The 15147-nt window shown below is 34.6% G+C and carries 22 protein-coding genes and 1 pseudogene; 5 read left to right on the top strand and 18 right to left on the bottom strand.

Features of this window, described 5'->3' with window-relative positions:
* Positions 1-23: 23 nt before the first annotated feature.
* The 16 genes from rpsH to rpsJ all read right to left on the bottom strand — a co-directional run bounded on the left by rpsH (position 24) and on the right by rpsJ (position 7104).
* On the bottom strand, positions 24-422 hold the full coding sequence (gene rpsH / locus KA858_RS02805) for a 30S ribosomal protein S8 (RefSeq protein ID WP_011275134.1): 399 nt from the start codon (positions 420-422) through the stop codon (positions 24-26).
* A 31-nt stretch (positions 423-453) separates the two neighbouring features.
* On the bottom strand, positions 454-639 hold the full coding sequence (locus KA858_RS02800; RefSeq protein ID WP_001140799.1) for a type Z 30S ribosomal protein S14: 186 nt from the start codon (positions 637-639) through the stop codon (positions 454-456).
* Positions 640-662: 23 nt separating this feature from the next.
* Positions 663-1202, bottom strand: coding sequence for a 50S ribosomal protein L5 (gene rplE, locus KA858_RS02795; protein WP_210134955.1), 540 nt, complete (start codon positions 1200-1202; stop codon positions 663-665).
* A 25-nt stretch (positions 1203-1227) separates the two neighbouring features.
* On the bottom strand, positions 1228-1545 hold the full coding sequence (gene rplX, locus KA858_RS02790; protein WP_002448459.1) for a 50S ribosomal protein L24: 318 nt from the start codon (positions 1543-1545) through the stop codon (positions 1228-1230).
* Between the two features lie 35 nt (positions 1546-1580).
* Entirely contained in the window at positions 1581-1949 is a 369-nt protein-coding gene (rplN, locus tag KA858_RS02785) for a 50S ribosomal protein L14 (protein WP_002466492.1), read from the bottom strand.
* 31 nt (positions 1950-1980) lie between these two features.
* The gene (gene rpsQ, locus KA858_RS02780) at positions 1981-2244 is read right to left on the bottom strand and encodes a 30S ribosomal protein S17 (protein ID WP_011275131.1); all 264 of its coding nucleotides are present in this window, start codon (positions 2242-2244) and stop codon (positions 1981-1983) included.
* Between the two features lie 26 nt (positions 2245-2270).
* Positions 2271-2480: a 50S ribosomal protein L29 gene (gene rpmC, locus KA858_RS02775; protein WP_011275130.1), complete on the bottom strand. Its 210-nt coding sequence runs from the start codon at positions 2478-2480 to the stop codon at positions 2271-2273.
* A complete protein-coding gene (rplP, locus tag KA858_RS02770) occupies positions 2470-2904 on the bottom strand; it encodes a 50S ribosomal protein L16 (RefSeq protein ID WP_002432945.1) in 435 nt (144 codons plus the stop codon). Before rplP ends, rpmC begins: the two co-directional genes overlap by 11 nt.
* 2 nt (positions 2905-2906) lie before the next feature.
* Complete coding sequence (rpsC, locus tag KA858_RS02765) at positions 2907-3560, bottom strand: 30S ribosomal protein S3 (RefSeq protein WP_011275129.1); 654 nt, start codon at positions 3558-3560, stop codon at positions 2907-2909.
* A gap of 23 nt (positions 3561-3583) precedes the next feature.
* Entirely contained in the window at positions 3584-3937 is a 354-nt protein-coding gene (rplV, locus tag KA858_RS02760) for a 50S ribosomal protein L22 (protein WP_001829734.1), read from the bottom strand.
* A 27-nt stretch (positions 3938-3964) separates the two neighbouring features.
* Positions 3965-4243 (bottom strand): 30S ribosomal protein S19, encoded by a 279-nt coding sequence (gene rpsS / locus KA858_RS02755; RefSeq protein WP_001829710.1) that lies wholly within the window; start codon positions 4241-4243, stop codon positions 3965-3967.
* Between the two features lie 64 nt (positions 4244-4307).
* The gene (gene rplB / locus KA858_RS02750; protein WP_053028554.1) at positions 4308-5141 is read right to left on the bottom strand and encodes a 50S ribosomal protein L2; all 834 of its coding nucleotides are present in this window, start codon (positions 5139-5141) and stop codon (positions 4308-4310) included.
* A 39-nt stretch (positions 5142-5180) separates the two neighbouring features.
* Positions 5181-5456 (bottom strand): 50S ribosomal protein L23, encoded by a 276-nt coding sequence (gene rplW, locus KA858_RS02745; protein ID WP_011275127.1) that lies wholly within the window; start codon positions 5454-5456, stop codon positions 5181-5183.
* Positions 5456-6079, bottom strand: coding sequence for a 50S ribosomal protein L4 (rplD, locus tag KA858_RS02740; protein WP_011275126.1), 624 nt, complete (start codon positions 6077-6079; stop codon positions 5456-5458). Before rplD ends, rplW begins: the two co-directional genes overlap by 1 nt.
* Before the next feature lie 26 nt (positions 6080-6105).
* Positions 6106-6768, bottom strand: a complete 663-nt coding sequence (gene rplC, locus KA858_RS02735; RefSeq protein WP_210134954.1) for a 50S ribosomal protein L3 — start codon at positions 6766-6768, stop codon at positions 6106-6108.
* 27 nt (positions 6769-6795) lie between these two features.
* The gene (gene rpsJ, locus KA858_RS02730; protein WP_033079618.1) at positions 6796-7104 is read right to left on the bottom strand and encodes a 30S ribosomal protein S10; all 309 of its coding nucleotides are present in this window, start codon (positions 7102-7104) and stop codon (positions 6796-6798) included.
* A 376-nt stretch (positions 7105-7480) separates the two neighbouring features.
* On the opposite strand from rpsJ, the gene KA858_RS02725 reads away from it, so the two are divergent.
* Positions 7481-7876, top strand: a complete 396-nt coding sequence (locus KA858_RS02725) for a hypothetical protein (protein WP_107628941.1) — start codon at positions 7481-7483, stop codon at positions 7874-7876.
* Positions 7877-7941: 65 nt separating this feature from the next.
* Positions 7942-8223: pseudogene (locus KA858_RS02720) on the top strand (transposase); the annotation flags it as partial.
* 337 nt (positions 8224-8560) lie between these two features.
* Here KA858_RS02720 and KA858_RS02715 read toward each other — a convergent pair.
* Both KA858_RS02715 and KA858_RS02710 read right to left on the bottom strand, forming a co-directional pair.
* Positions 8561-9895: an NCS2 family permease gene (locus KA858_RS02715; RefSeq protein WP_053028558.1), complete on the bottom strand. Its 1335-nt coding sequence runs from the start codon at positions 9893-9895 to the stop codon at positions 8561-8563.
* A 113-nt stretch (positions 9896-10008) separates the two neighbouring features.
* A complete protein-coding gene (locus KA858_RS02710) occupies positions 10009-12144 on the bottom strand; it encodes a DNA topoisomerase III (protein WP_210134953.1) in 2136 nt (711 codons plus the stop codon).
* Positions 12145-12292: 148 nt separating this feature from the next.
* Between KA858_RS02710 and KA858_RS02705 the strand changes: the two genes are divergently transcribed.
* The 3 genes from KA858_RS02705 to KA858_RS02695 all read left to right on the top strand — a co-directional run bounded on the left by KA858_RS02705 (position 12293) and on the right by KA858_RS02695 (position 15040).
* Entirely contained in the window at positions 12293-13165 is an 873-nt protein-coding gene (locus KA858_RS02705) for a GNAT family N-acetyltransferase (protein ID WP_210134952.1), read from the top strand.
* A 192-nt stretch (positions 13166-13357) separates the two neighbouring features.
* Complete coding sequence (locus KA858_RS02700) at positions 13358-14221, top strand: GRP family sugar transporter (protein ID WP_053028561.1); 864 nt, start codon at positions 13358-13360, stop codon at positions 14219-14221.
* A gap of 27 nt (positions 14222-14248) precedes the next feature.
* The gene (locus KA858_RS02695) at positions 14249-15040 is read left to right on the top strand and encodes a glucose 1-dehydrogenase (RefSeq protein WP_210134951.1); all 792 of its coding nucleotides are present in this window, start codon (positions 14249-14251) and stop codon (positions 15038-15040) included.
* The last annotated feature ends 107 nt before the right edge of the window (positions 15041-15147 follow it).

Below are 15147 nucleotides of genomic sequence, written 5' to 3'. Positions count from 1 at the left end.
TTATGGCACCTCCTTATTTATTATTACCAAACGTATGCGATAATTTCTCCGCCAACGTTACGTTTTCTTGCTTCTTTGTCAGTGATAACACCTTCAGAAGTTGAAACTAATGCAATACCTAAACCATTTAATACTTTAGGTACTTCGTTTGCTTTAGCATAAACACGTAAACCTGGTTTAGAGATACGTTTTAATCCTGTGATAACACGTTCATTGTTTTGACCATATTTTAAGAATAAACGAATAACACCTTGTTTATCATCTTCAACGTATTCTACGTTTTTAATGAAACCTTCACTTTTTAAGATTTCAGCAATTTGTTTTTTAATGTTAGACGCAGGTAATTCTAATTTCTCGTGACGCACCATGTTTGCGTTTCTTACACGAGTAAGCATATCTGCGATTGGATCTGTCATTGTCATTGATTGTTGCCTCCTTTCAGACTCTTATATATTACCAGCTAGCTTTACGTACGCCAGGGATTTGCCCTTTGTAAGCTAATTCACGGAAACAAATACGGCATAATTTAAATTTACGATATACAGAATGTGGACGACCACAACGTTCACAACGAGTATATTCACGTACTGCATATTTTTGTTTTTTCTGTTGCTTAGCAACCATAGAAGTTTTAGCCACTTAATTAGCCTCCTTTTTAGAGATTATTTACGAAATGGCATACCGAAGTTTGTTAACAATTCACGAGCTTCCTCGTCAGTGTTAGCAGTTGTTACGATAACAATATCCATTCCTCTTACTTTACTTACTTTATCATAGTCGATTTCTGGGAAAATTAATTGTTCTTTAATTCCTAATGTGTAGTTACCACGACCATCGAATGCTGTTTTAGAAACACCTTGGAAGTCACGTACACGAGGTAATGAAACTGCGATTAATTTATCTAAGAATTCATACATTCTTTCTCCGCGAAGTGTAACTTTCGCACCGATTGGCATACCTTCACGTAAACGGAATGTTGCAACTGATTTTTTAGCTTTTGTTACTAATGGTTTTTGACCAGTGATTAATTCTAATTCTTCTACAGCGTTATCTAACACTTTAGAATTTTGAACTGCATCACCTACACCCATATTTACAACGATTTTTTCGATTTTTGGTACTTCCATTACAGAACTATAGTTGAATTTTTTAACTAAGTTTTCAGTAACTTCAGTATTGTAGCTTTCTTTTAAACGGTTCAAAGTGGATCCTCCTTTCAACTAGTTATTAATTATTAGATTTGATTTCTTCGCCAGATTTTTTAGCGATACGAACTTTTTTACCATCAACAAATTTATAACCGACACGTGTAGGTTCGTTTGTTTTAGGATCTAATAATTGTACGTTAGAAACATGGATTGCTGCCTCTGTTTCTAAGATTCCACCTTCAGGATTTAATTGAGTTGGTTTTTGGTGTTTTTTAATTACGTTAACACCTTCCACAACGACACGGTCTTTTTTAGGTTCAGTAGCGATTACTTTACCTTCTTTACCTTTGTCTTTACCTGCGATAACTTTTACGTTGTCACCTTTTTTGATATGCATGTGGGCACCTCCTTAAATGATTTGGTTTTTATAAATTAAAGTACTTCTGGTGCTAATGAAACGATTTTCATGAAGTTGCCTTCACGTAATTCACGAGCAACAGGACCAAAGATACGAGTACCACGTGGGCCTTTGTCATCACGAATAATGACACATGCATTTTCATCAAACTTGATATAAGAACCATCATTACGACGAACGCCTGATTTAGTTCTAACGACAACAGCTTTGACTACGTCACCTTTTTTAACAACGCCACCTGGTGTTGCATTTTTAACAGTACATACGATAACATCGCCGATGTTCGCTGTTTTGCGACCAGATCCACCTAATACTTTAATTGTAAGAACTTCACGAGCACCAGAGTTGTCTGCTACTTTTAAACGAGTTTCTTGTTGGATCATTAGTTAAACCTCCCTTATCTCTAATCTTGTATTAAATAATTACTGACTCTTCAACAATTTCTACTAAACGAAAACGTTTTGATGCTGATAAAGGACGAGTTTCTTGAATTTTAACAATGTCTCCTAATTTAGCTGAATTGTTTTCATCATGAGTTTTGTATTTTTTAGAGTATTTTACACGTTTACCGTATAATTTGTGTGTTTTGTAAGTTTCAACTAATACAGTGATAGTTTTGTCCATTTTATCTGAAACAACTTTACCTACATAAACTTTACGATCGTTTCTTTCACTCACTTTTGTAACCTCCTCTTTCGAATGTTTTATTGATTAGCTTTACTTTCTTCGATTTCTCTTTCACGAGCAACAGTTTTTAGACGTGCAATCGTTTTTCTAACTGTACGAATACGTGCAGTTTCCTCTAATTGACCTGTAGCTAACTGAAAGCGTAGGTTAAAAAGCTCTTCTTTTGAAGATTTAATTTGTTCTTCGATTTCTGAAGTGGTTAAGTCTCTAATTTCCTTAGCTTTCATTTGTTTCACCACCCAATTCTTCACGTTTTACAAACTTAGTTTTTACTGGAAGTTTGTGACTTGCTAAACGTAATGCTTCACGAGCAACTTCTTCTGATACGCCTGCAACCTCGAATAAAATTCTACCTGGTTTTACAACAGCGATCCAGCCTTCAACGGCACCTTTACCAGCACCCATACGTACTTCTAAAGGTTTTTTAGTATATGGTGTATGAGGGAAGATTTTAATCCAAACTTTCCCGCCACGTTTCATGTAACGTGTCATAGCAATACGAGCAGATTCGATTTGACGAGAAGTGATCCAAGATGTTGTAGTAGCTTGTAATCCATACTCACCAAATGTTACATAGTTACCGCCTTTAGAACGACCAGTTGTTTTAGGACGATGTTGACGACGATATTTAACACGTTTTGGTAGTAACATTATTATTTTCCTCCTTCACTAGTATTCTTAGTAGGAAGAACTTCACCACGATAAATCCATACTTTAACACCTAATTTACCGTAAGTAGTGTCTGCTTCAGCATGTGCATAATCGATGTCAGCACGTAAAGTATGAAGTGGAACAGTTCCTTCTGAATATTGTTCAGCACGAGCAATGTCAGCTCCGCCTAAACGACCTGATACTTGAGTTTTGATACCTTTAGCACCAAGTTTCATAGCTCTTGAAATAGCTTGTTTTTGTACACGACGGAATGAAGCACGGTTTTCTAATTGACGTGCAATATTCTCAGCAACTAAACGAGCATCGATATCAATTTTCTTGATTTCGATAACGTTGATGTGTACTTTTTTATCAGTTAAGTTGTTTAATTTATTACGAAGTTTTTCAATTTCAGATCCGCCTTTACCAATTACCATACCTGGTTTACCAGTGTGAATGGCAATGTTAATACGGTTAGCAGCACGTTCGATTTCAACGTGAGAAACTGATGCTTCTTTTAATTCGTTATCAATGAATTTACGGATTCTTAAATCTTCGTGTAATAGTGAAGCGAAATCTTTTTCAGCATACCATTTTGCTTCCCAGTCACGGATGATACCGACACGAAGTCCGATAGGATTAATTTTTTGACCCACAGTGTTCCCTCCTTAAATAATTATTAAGCTTCTTTAGCTTCTTCTTTACCGTCACTTACGACGATTGTAATGTGGCTTGTACGTTTATTGATAGCACTTGCACGACCTTGTGCACGTGGACGGAAACGTTTTAAAGTTGGTCCTTCATTTGCATATGCTTCTTTAACTACTAATTCATCAGTGTTCATGTCATAGTTATGTTCAGCATTTGCTAAAGCGGACATTAATACTTTTTCAATTACTGGTGATGAAGCTTTGTTAGTTAATTTTAAAATAGCAATAGCTTCTCCAGCATTTTTACCTCTAATTAAGTCAAGAACTAATCTTACTTTACGAGGTGCGATTCTGATTGTTCTAGCAACCGCTTTTGCTTCCATTAGGATTTCCTCCTCTACTTCTATTTATTATCTTCTAGTTTTTTTATCGTCTGCAGCATGTCCTTTAAATGTACGAGTTGGAGCAAATTCACCTAATTTGTGACCTACCATATCTTCAGTTACATAAACAGGTACATGTTTACGACCATCGTATACTGCGAAAGTATGACCGATGAAATTTGGGAAAATTGTAGAACGACGAGACCATGTTTTGATTACTTGTTTCTTTTCACTTCCGTCTTGAGCTTCTACTTTTTTCATTAAATGATCATCGACGAAAGGTCCTTTTTTAATACTACGAGCCATTTGGGCGCCTCCCTTCTTATTGTGTGCGTGCAGCAATTAAGCCGCACACCCAAATAAGTTGTTATTATTTTTTCTTACGTCCACGAACGATAAGTTTGTCTGATGATTTTTTACCACGACGAGTTTTCTTACCAAGTGTTGGTTTACCCCATGGTGACATTGGAGATGGTCTACCGATTGGAGCACGACCTTCACCACCACCGTGTGGGTGATCGTTAGGGTTCATTACTGAACCACGAACTGTTGGACGGATACCTTTCCATCTAGAACGTCCAGCTTTACCAACATTAACTAATTCATGTTGTAAGTTACCAACTTGTCCAATTGTAGCACGGCAAGTTGATAAGATCATACGAACTTCACCAGAACGTAATCTGATTAATACGTATTTGCCTTCTTTACCAAGTACTTGTGAACTTGCACCCGCTGAACGAGCTAATTGTCCACCTTTACCAGGTTTTAATTCGATATTGTGAATTACAGTACCAACAGGAATGTTTTGTAAAGGTAATGCGTTACCAACTTTAATGTCAGCATCTGCACCACTTTCAACTTCTTGGCCTACTTGTAATCCTTTTGGAGCAATAATGTAACGTTTTTCACCATCAGCATATACTAATAAAGCAATGTTAGCTGAACGGTTTGGATCATATTGGATTGAATCAACTTTTGCAGTGATTCCATCTTTGTTACGTTTGAAATCGATAACACGGTATTGACGTTTGTGTCCTCCACCATGGTGACGAACTGTCAATTTACCTTGGTTGTTACGACCCGCTTTTTTCGGTAGCGGTTGTAATAATGACTTTTCAGGAGTTGATTTCGTGATTTCAGCGAAATCTAAACTAGTCATATTACGACGACCATTTGTAATTGGCTTATATTTTTTAAGAGCCATTGTCGCTTACCTCCTTAATGGTAACTTTTATTTTATTGTTTAGTTGAATAAGTCAATTGATCCTTCTTTTAAAGTAACAATCGCTTTTCTTCTTTTGTTTGTATAGCCTTGGTAACGGCCCATACGTTTTTTCTTAGGTTTGTAGTTGATGATGTTTACATTTGCAACTTTAACGTCGAAAATTTCTTCAACTGCAATTTTAACTTGTGTTTTATTAGCACGAGTATCTACGTCAAAAGTGTATTTATCTTCAGCCATTGCTTCAGAAGATTTTTCAGTGATTACGGGGCGCTTAAGAACATCTCTTGCTTCCATTATCCGAGCACCTCCTCAACTTTTTTCGCAGCTGATTCAGTAATAATAACACTGTCAGCGCTAGTGATATCTAATACGTTTAATCCTTGTGCAGTACTAACTTGTACGCCAGGGATGTTACGTGCAGATAATTCAACGTTTACGTCTTCGCTATCAGTAACTACTAACACTTTTTTAGGTTGTTCAAGTGTAGTTAATACGTTTTTGAATTCTTTTGTTTTTGGAGCTTCAAAACCAAAATTATCAACGATAGTGAAGTTGTTTTCTTTCACTTTGAAAGATAATGCAGAACGTAATGCTAAACGACGCATTTTCTTAGGCATTTTGTATGCATAACTTCTTGGTGTTGGACCGAATACGATACCACCACCACGCCATTGTGGGGCACGAATAGTACCTTGACGTGCACGTCCTGTACCTTTTTGTCTCCATGGTTTACGTCCGCCACCACGTACAGCAGAACGATTTTTAACTGCGTGAGTTCCTTGTCGTAATGAAGCACGTTGTAAATTAATTGCTTCGAAAAGAACACTGTTGTTTGGTTCAATAGCGAATACTGAATCGCTTAATTCAACAGAACCTGATTTAGATCCGTCTACTTTTAAAACATCATAATTAGCCATTATGCTTTTCCTCCTTTCGCTACTTATTATTTATTACCTTTTTTAATTGAAGTTTGGATTTCTAAGAAACCTTTTTTAGGTCCAGGTACGTTACCTTTTACTAAAATTACGTTGTTATCTTTATCAACTTGAACTACTTCTAAGTTTTGAACAGTAACTGTGTTTCCGCCCATACGTCCAGGCATTTTTTGGCCTTTGAATACTCTTGATGCATCTGAAGCCATACCTACTGAACCTGGTGCTCTGTGGAAATGAGAACCGTGAGCCATTGGTCCACGTGCTTGGCCATGACGTTTAATTGCACCTTGGAAACCTTTACCTTTTGAAGTTCCAGTTACATCAATAATGTCTCCAGCTTCAAAAGTATCTACTGTGACTTCTTGACCTACTTCGTATTCATCAACATTAACGTTTCTGAATTCACGAATGAAGCGCTTAGGTGCTGTGCCCGCTTTCTTAGCGTGACCTTCAGCTGGTTTATTTGCATATTTATTTGATTTAGCATCTTTTTTATATGCTTTTTTATCTTCAAAACCTACTTGGATAGCATTGTAGCCATCTACTTCTTCAGTTTTCTTTTGTAATACTACGTTTTGACTTGCTTCTACTACTGTTACTGGGATTAATTCACCGTTTTCTCCGAATACTTGTGTCATCCCAATTTTTCTTCCTAAGATTCCTTTGGTCATCGAAAGTCCACCTCCTAAAATTTTCTATTATAATTTAATTTCGATGTCTACACCAGATGGTAAGTTTAATCCCATTAGGGCATCAACTGTTTTTGGTGTTGGGTTAACAATATCGATTAAACGTTTATGTGTACGTTGTTCGAATTGTTCACGTGAATCTTTGTCCTTATGCACCGCACGGATAATTGTGTAAACTGATTTTTCAGTTGGTAACGGAATTGGTCCAGAAACTTCTGCACCAGAACGTTTTGCAGTTTCAACAATTTTCTCTGCTGATTGATCAATCACACGGTGATCGTAAGCTTTTAATCTGATTCTGATTTTTTGTTTTGCCATAATTTTCCCTCCTTATTCGTCTACATTTAAGTGATAGACTTCTCCACGAAAACTATCTCACACAACGCCATGGCAAAGCGGCCGGGTGTGTCAGTAACCTTTCGCTTCATCGCTTTCATCAAGTCCAACATTAGATATGTTACAGGAAAAACATTGATAAATCAAGGCTTTTCTATAACTTTTTGTACTTTGTCTAATACGTACCTAAGTATTGTACTTTAAATAGATGAGGACATCAACCATTTTAGGTAAATTTTTTCCCTTTTTTTGTTTTTACTTTATAATATAGGTAATTGTTGTTATGAATTTTGATTTCTTCTATATAATAGTAGAAATTTGAATTTGTTTCTTTTATTTACATCCGGAGGTGAATATTTTGAAGAAAGGTACTAAAACTGCGCTTGCAATTATTAGCGTCGTCTTATTAATTTGTGAATTTTTCTATGGTATACCATTTCTAGGTGGAAGCTTTATTTTAGGCTTCGGTTGGCAACCTTTATTAGTCAATGCCTTTTTATATCTTATAGTAGCTCTTATTCTATTAATAGATACTCAAAATGCTATTAAGCCAATGTCTATCATTCCTATTATAGGTATTGTTGGTTCTTTTATCGCATTTATTCCTATTATTGGTATGTTTGTCCATTGGATTCTATTCTTCCTAATGGTTTTCTTTATTTTCGTTGTTTTAAACGCGCCTAATTACGTTCGTAATAAAGATGCTAAAGTCGTTTACACACAATATAAAGATGATCAATACAAGAAATGGTAATTTAAAACATACTTAGATTAGCTGTGAATAGATCTATGACGGTAGATTTCTTCACAGCTATTTTTTATATTGGTTTTGATATCAAACCCTATCAATCTGGTAACATTCATTATAGGGATACAATTAATAAACGGGGAAGTGAAAAAGCTAGACAATTATTATTTTGGATAGTGATGAATATTATTCAGAGTTAACATAACTTCGATAATCATGTCGTCAATTATTATTACAAACTAAAAAAGCAGCCTAATGAGTAATCTCAAAAGACTGCCGCCGTCGCTTGTATAAATCGACTTTTAAAAACGATTCATTATCTGATAATGAATCAAAAATTGTACGATTATTAAATGTCTCCACATTAGCCAAACGTACAATCAAATACAGTTTAACATCTTATTCAAAAAAAATTAAAATTAAACCGTTTAGTTAAGTAATGCTTATTTTATTTGTAAATGCTTGACTAATCGTAGGAAAGAAGTGGGACGGATTCTTTTAAATTCATCGTCCGCCCCTAGCTTGCTTAGCTTGTAGAATTTCTTAGTTAAATTCTCTTTGCTAGGGCCCCGCTCTCAAGGTTGACTAGAACTGAAAAAATTTAATTTAAGCGTTTTTCAGTTCAGTCAACTACTACTAATTTGCAAAGTAGCATTATCTTATTGATTTGTTATAGCCCTTTATGACAATTTAGCCGTGTACAAAGATGAAGTATAGAATGAATAATACCATTAAGAAATACATAATTGGATGTACTTCTTTATGTTTTTTTGTAATGATCATTGTAATTGGATAGAATATGAATCCACAAGCAATACCAGTTGCAATTGAATATGATAGTGGCATCATAATAATTGTTATAAATGCTGGCACTGCGACTTCAAATTTCTTCCAGTTAATTTCTGCAAAATTCGCAGCCATTAAAATACCAACCACTACTAATGCAGGTGTTGTTACTGCACTTGTAACAATTTCAATTAACGGACTGAAGAATAGTGCTAACAAGAAACAGAATCCAGTTACTATACTTGCAAACCCTGTTCTTGCTCCAACCGCTACACCTGACGTTGATTCGATGTAAGAAGTTGTAGTTGTTGTACCAAAAATCGCGCCGACAATAGTAGCGAGTGAATCGGCGAATAACGCTCTACCTGCTCTAGGCAATTTGTTTTCCTTCATAATACCCGCTTGAGTTGCTACAGCCACCAATGTTCCTGCAGTATCAAAAAAGTCTATAAAGAAGAATGTTAAAATAACAATTAAAAATTGAATCGTAAATAATTGGCCTGGATCTTTAAACGCTTCAAAGGCTGCACCAAATGTTGGTGTAATGCTAGGTATTTTACCTACTATGCCTGAAGGTGTATGTATTAATCCTGTTATCATTCCAACGATAGCAGTTATAATCATACCAATAAAAATTGAGCCTGGTACTTTTCTAGCGTATAAAATAATTGTTATCGCGATACCAAAGATTGCTAATAATACAGGACCTTTAGTTAAATGTCCTAATGTAACTAATGTAGAATCATTTTTTACAATAATACCAGCACTTTGTAAACCTACAAAAGTAATAAATAATCCAATCCCAGCAGATACTGCCATTTTCATTTGATACGGAATAGCATTAATAATTATTTCTCGAAGACCGGTTGCAGTTAAAATTGCAAAGAATATTCCTGAGAATAGTACCCCTGTTAAACCTATTTGCCAAGGAATACCCATCGTTAATACTACCGTAAATGCGAAGAATGCATTAAGTCCCATCCCTGGTGCAAGTGCAATCGGATATTTCGCAATCAGTCCCATAAATAAAGAACCCACAAATGCAGCTAAAGCTGTTGCCACAAAAATAGCGCCTTGATCCATTTTCATGTCGCCTGATACACCTTTAACACCTGCTAAACTTAATACTTGAGGATTTACAGCTAAAATGTATGCCATTGATAAGAAAGTTGTGATACCACCGATTATCTCTTTCTTATAGTTAGTATCATACTCGTCGAATTGAAAGTATTTTTTCACGGCTTTAAACTCCTTTAATTGAAATACTTTAATATTTTAATATTACTTGCCGAAAAACACAATACTAAAAACGAACTTTTCCGATATTTAACTTAATTAAGTTCGATTTTAAACTATAATTTTAGATTTTTCAGTGCATCTTTAAACGGGTTATTCTCAAGTGACTCCTCTTTATTCATATATTTTTTCATTTCTTTTTTAGATACTTTGCCACTCGTTTTATTTTTGAACCTTTTATCCATTTGTTCTTGCGTTTCTGTATGACCACAAACACATCGATATACTGCATCCTTTCCTCTACCAAATAATGTCATTTTCTTTTTACAATTTGGACAACGTGCATTGGTTTTGCGCTGTATGTTCTTTTTAGTTTTGCAAGCAGGATCTTGGCACACTAACATTTGTCCATTTTTAGTTTTAACTTTAATCATAAATTTCCCACAGGTAGGACATTCTGTTGTCGTTAAATTATCATGCTTGTATTTTTGCTCACTGTTTTTAATATTATTTACAATAGCTTGCGTAAATGACTTCATTTCGTCAATAAAGCGTCGTGAATTGTACTTACCTTTTTCAATTTGCATTAACTTCTCTTCCCACTCAGCCGTCAACAATGGAGATGTTAATTCTTGTGGCGCAAGCTCTAGAATTTGTTTTCCTTTAGGTGTAACTTTAATCTTGCCATCTCTAGATTCAATGGCATTGATATTAAATAGCTTCTCAATGATATCAGCACGCGTCGCAACTGTGCCAATCCCACCAGTTTGCTTCAATGTATTAGCATGTTTCTTCTCTTTAAGTTGAATATAGTTTTGCGGATTCTCCATCGCTTTTAATAGTGAACCTTCATTAAAGTATTCTGGAGGTGTTGTTTCATGTTCATTAACCTTGATATTGTTAAGATGATAACTTTCTCCCTTTTTAAAAGAAGCACCCTTAACCACATCATTATTATTCATTTTAAGTGCTTTGTAGCCTAATTGACGAGTAATCTTTTCATTTAAAACGAATGTATGTTTACCAACGCTAACACTTACTTTAATTGCTTCATATTCATGTGGCGACATTAACGATTCCAAGAATCTTTCAGCCACCATCATATATATCTTGCTTTCTCTATTGCTTAAACGTTCCATATCAGGACGTACTTCTGTTGGAATAATCGCGTGATGATCTGACACCTTTTGATTATTAAAAATGCGCATTTTACGTGAGTATGATTGTCCTATTAGGGGCCTTAATTGTGCTTTATAATCAGTAGCTAGTAATGCTTGTAATCGTTCTTTAATCGTATCAACCATATCATCAGTTAAATAATTAGAATCTGTACGTGGATATGTGAGTACTTTATGACGCTCATATAAGTTTTGAATGGTATTAAGTGTTTCTTTAGGTCCCATTTTGTATCGTTGATATGCTTCTTGTTGCAAATCCGTTAAATTATAAAGTGGTTTAGGATAACTTTTTTTGAGTTTCTTATCAACGCTGGCAACGATACCTTCTGCATATTTAACTTCATTTGCAATTTGCATGACATCTTCTTTAGTCATATGGTGACGATCCGTTGCTAATTGGAAGGTTAATCCAGCTATTTCACTAGACAACGTATAATATTTCTTGGGTTTAAAATGATTAATTGCTTGTTGTCTAGCATTGACCAATTGTATCGTTGGCGTTTGAACGCGACCTAATGATAATTGCGCATCATATTTTGTTGTGAGCGCACGTGTAGCATTGATACCTACAATCCAATCCGCTTCACTTCTAGCTAATGCTGCTTCATAAAGATGTTGAAATTGTCGACCATCTTTCAAATTTTTAAAACCATCACGTATTGCTTTCTTAGTTACAGAACTAATCCACAAACGTTTAATTGGCTTTTTATTATGAACTTTATCTAATATAAGACGTGCTACAAGTTCCCCTTCTCTTCCAGCATCAGTTGCGATGACAATCTCTTTTACATTCTTATCTAATATAAGTGATTTCACGGTTTTAAATTGTTTACTCGTCTTACCAATGACGACCGTATGCATTTGTTTAGGAATAATAGGTAAATCTTCAAGTTTCCATTCTTTAAATGCTTTATCATAATGTTCAGGTTGCGCGTTAGTAACTAAATGTCCTAACGCCCATGTAACAATATAATGCTCATTTTCAATATAACCATTGCGCTTTCCTTTTATATTCATAGCTTCAGCAATATCTCTAGCTACGGATGGCTTCTCAGCTAAAATTAATGATTTCATAGAACTTTCCTTTCAATAAAAGATCTCTCAGTTAATGTATTTGATAATAATACAATTGTAACACGATAGACAATAGTCCAAACTTTCAATTACTAATAAATAAATTTATAATTAATTTAACAAATTGATATTGAAATGGAGGTACGCTATGGACATTATTAAAGTAAGCAACCTGAACCAAATCATATCTTTTATTAATTCATCATCAGACAATATTGCGTCTTATATATATAAACTTCATTCGTCTAATGATGATGTAGAACAGTTGCTCAATGCATCTATCAATACGACAGGTGTTTTCTGTTTAATAGAAGATGACTCAATTGTCGCACTCATCACTGGAATATTATATGAAGAAGATAAGTACAAAGTTATTGGACCATTCGTTAAAACAGATTTTGATTTCACAGAGGCACATTTTATTTCTTTATTCTCGGCATTAAGAGATGAACAATCTGCTAATGCAACATTTAACTTCTCTTATAATGATTGCTCACAAAATTCAAAACCTTTAATGAAGACGATTCATGCAAATTATAACTTTACGGATTATTACTTAAACGTCTATCAATCACTTAATGAATCAGATGCTGAAATGAACATCATTGAATATCAGCCGGGATTTCAACGTGCTTTTAGTAAATTACATGCGCAGACATTTAGGCATAATGCTTTAACGCCAAAAGAAATTGTAAACACTTTAGATGAATATAATCGTTTATTCCTATTTGTAAGTGAAGGCTTACTTAAAGGTTATCTTTATTTACAAATTGATAGTCAATCTTCGCTAGCTGAAATAAGATATTTTAGTTCACATACTGATTATCGTCTAAAAGGAATCGCATTTGATTTACTATCGTACGCAATACATTATGCCTTTGAACACTATGCAGTGAATAAAGTTTATTTTAAAATACGAAGTAAAAATGCTGCCTTAGTTGAACGATTTAATGAATTAGGATTTGAGATTGAAAGTGAATATACTAAATATAAAATTGATCCAAGCCAATTACATCATTAAGCTTATATGAAAGCATAGGAAATAACGAAATTTCTAAATGAAATCACTGTTCCTTTCCTATGCTTTTCTATTTTCAATACGATTGTATTTGAGCGTTTACATTTTAAAATGAATATTTTTCAGATAAAATGTTCACGAGTGTTATAGGAAGGAAGCACTTTTAAGTAATTAAATAAGGAGAGTGTCAGTATAATGCAGTTTATAGATATACTTATCGCATTATTACCAGCCCTATTTTGGGGGAGTGTTGTTTTAATTAATGTCTATGTAGGTGGCGGACCCTACAACCAAATTAGAGGTACGACATTAGGTGCACTAATTGTCGGTTTCATATTACTCTTAATTGGTAAAGCGGAATTTGATAATTTAACAGTCATTATCGTTGGCTTAATTTCAGGTGCGTTATGGGCATTTGGACAAGGAAACCAATTACGTTCAATCAGTTTAATCGGTGTTTCTAAAACAATGCCAATATCAACTGGTATGCAATTAGTTGGTACGACATTATTTAGTGCTATTTTTCTTGGTGAATGGAGTACCGGTGTTCAAGTCACGCTAGGAATTATCGCAATGATTCTATTAGTTACAGGTATCGCATTAACCTCATTACGTGGTAAGAACGAAGGTCAATCCAATGATCCAGAATTTAAGAAAGCAATGTTAATACTTATCATTTCAACAGTGGGTTATGTTGGATATGTCGTAATTGCCGATATTTTTGGTGTCAGTGGTACGGATGCATTATTCTTCCAATCAATTGGTATGGCTATTGGTGGTTTCTTATTATCAATGAAACATGAAACTAATATTAAATCTACTGCACTTAACTTAATCCCTGGTGTTGTATGGGCTGTAGGTAACCTATTCATGTTCTATTCACAACCTAAAGTTGGTGTTGCAACAAGTTTCTCATTATCACAATTACTTGTTATCGTATCAACATTAGGCGGTATTTTCTTATTAGGCGAGAAAAAAGACAAACGTCAAATGATTGGTATTTGGTCTGGTATCGTTTTAATTGTCATTGCCGCATTTATACTAGGAAATCTTAAATAGTTTGATTAATACTAAGGAGGAGTCAGATTGTTTTCAGATTTAGAAGGCAAAGTTATTATTATAACTGGTGCCGGAAGTGGCATTGGTAAATCGTTTGCTGAGAATTTTGGTAAAGCAAAAGCAAAAGTCGTTTTAAATTATCGCTCAGATCGTCATTTAGACGAAATTGAAGCAGTCAAGCATATCATTCATGATGCTGGTGGACAAGCCATTGCAGTTCAAGCGGATGTAGCCGTTGAAGAAGAGGTACAACAATTAGTACAAGCTGCGGTTAATGAATTTGGTACGTTAGACATTATGATTAATAATGCTGGCTTTGAAAAACCAATTCCATCACACAAAATGTCTGTTGAAGAATGGCAAAAAGTGATAGATATTAATTTGACTGGGGCCTTTATAGGATCTAGAGAAGCTGTTAATCAGTTTTTAAAAGAAGATAAAAAAGGTATTATCATCAATACATCAAGTGTACATGATACTATACCTTGGCCTAACTATGTTAACTATGCTGCTAGTAAGGGCGGTTTGAAATTAATGATGGAAACAATGTCGATGGAATATGCGCAACACGGTATTCGTATCAATAATATTTCTCCAGGTGCAATCGTTACTGAACATACTAAGGAAAAATTTTCTGATCCAGATACACGCGCAGAAACATTAGAAATGATTCCAGCTAAAGAAATAGGAGAAGCACAAGATGTTGCTAATGTTGCTTTATTCTTAGCTTCAGATTTAGCTAAATATATACATGGTACTACAATTTACGTTGATGGTGGTATGACGAACTACCCTGCCTTCATGGGTGGTAAAGGTTAAGTTTTATATGCTAATCATAAAAAGAGTCCGGGACATAAAGTTCTTGGATAAGTGAATAAAAGACAATTTCTATTGAAATAATATAGAAATTGTCTTTTTTATAAATT

Source organism: Staphylococcus sp. GDX8P80P (assembly GCF_017893095.1).
Classification (GTDB): Bacteria; Bacillota; Bacilli; order Staphylococcales; family Staphylococcaceae; genus Staphylococcus; species Staphylococcus borealis.
This window is presented reverse-complemented; position numbering and strand designations above follow the sequence as displayed.

Excerpts from the sequence above, each read along its gene's own strand:
- rpsH (WP_011275134.1), bottom strand. The coding sequence starts at position 422 with ATGACAATGACAGATCCAATCGCAGATATGCTTACTCGTGTAAGAAAC.
- rplX (WP_002448459.1), bottom strand. The coding sequence starts at position 1,545 with ATGCATATCAAAAAAGGTGACAACGTAAAAGTTATCGCAGGTAAAGAC.
- rplN (WP_002466492.1), bottom strand. The coding sequence starts at position 1,949 with ATGATCCAACAAGAAACTCGTTTAAAAGTAGCAGACAACTCTGGTGCT.
- rpmC (WP_011275130.1), bottom strand. The coding sequence starts at position 2,480 with ATGAAAGCTAAGGAAATTAGAGACTTAACCACTTCAGAAATCGAAGAA.
- rplP (WP_002432945.1), bottom strand. The coding sequence starts at position 2,904 with ATGTTACTACCAAAACGTGTTAAATATCGTCGTCAACATCGTCCTAAA.
- rplV (WP_001829734.1), bottom strand. The coding sequence starts at position 3,937 with ATGGAAGCAAAAGCGGTTGCTAGAACAATCAGAATCGCACCTCGTAAA.
- rpsS (WP_001829710.1), bottom strand. The coding sequence starts at position 4,243 with ATGGCTCGTAGTATTAAAAAAGGACCTTTCGTCGATGATCATTTAATG.
- rplB (WP_053028554.1), bottom strand. The coding sequence starts at position 5,141 with ATGGCTCTTAAAAAATATAAGCCAATTACAAATGGTCGTCGTAATATG.
- rplW (WP_011275127.1), bottom strand. The coding sequence starts at position 5,456 with ATGGAAGCAAGAGATGTTCTTAAGCGCCCCGTAATCACTGAAAAATCT.
- rplD (WP_011275126.1), bottom strand. The coding sequence starts at position 6,079 with ATGGCTAATTATGATGTTTTAAAAGTAGACGGATCTAAATCAGGTTCT.
- rplC (WP_210134954.1), bottom strand. The coding sequence starts at position 6,768 with ATGACCAAAGGAATCTTAGGAAGAAAAATTGGGATGACACAAGTATTC.
- rpsJ (WP_033079618.1), bottom strand. The coding sequence starts at position 7,104 with ATGGCAAAACAAAAAATCAGAATCAGATTAAAAGCTTACGATCACCGT.
- KA858_RS02710 (WP_210134953.1), bottom strand. The coding sequence starts at position 12,144 with ATGAAATCATTAATTTTAGCTGAGAAGCCATCCGTAGCTAGAGATATT.
- KA858_RS02705 (WP_210134952.1), top strand. The coding sequence starts at position 12,293 with ATGGACATTATTAAAGTAAGCAACCTGAACCAAATCATATCTTTTATT.
- KA858_RS02700 (WP_053028561.1), top strand. The coding sequence starts at position 13,358 with ATGCAGTTTATAGATATACTTATCGCATTATTACCAGCCCTATTTTGG.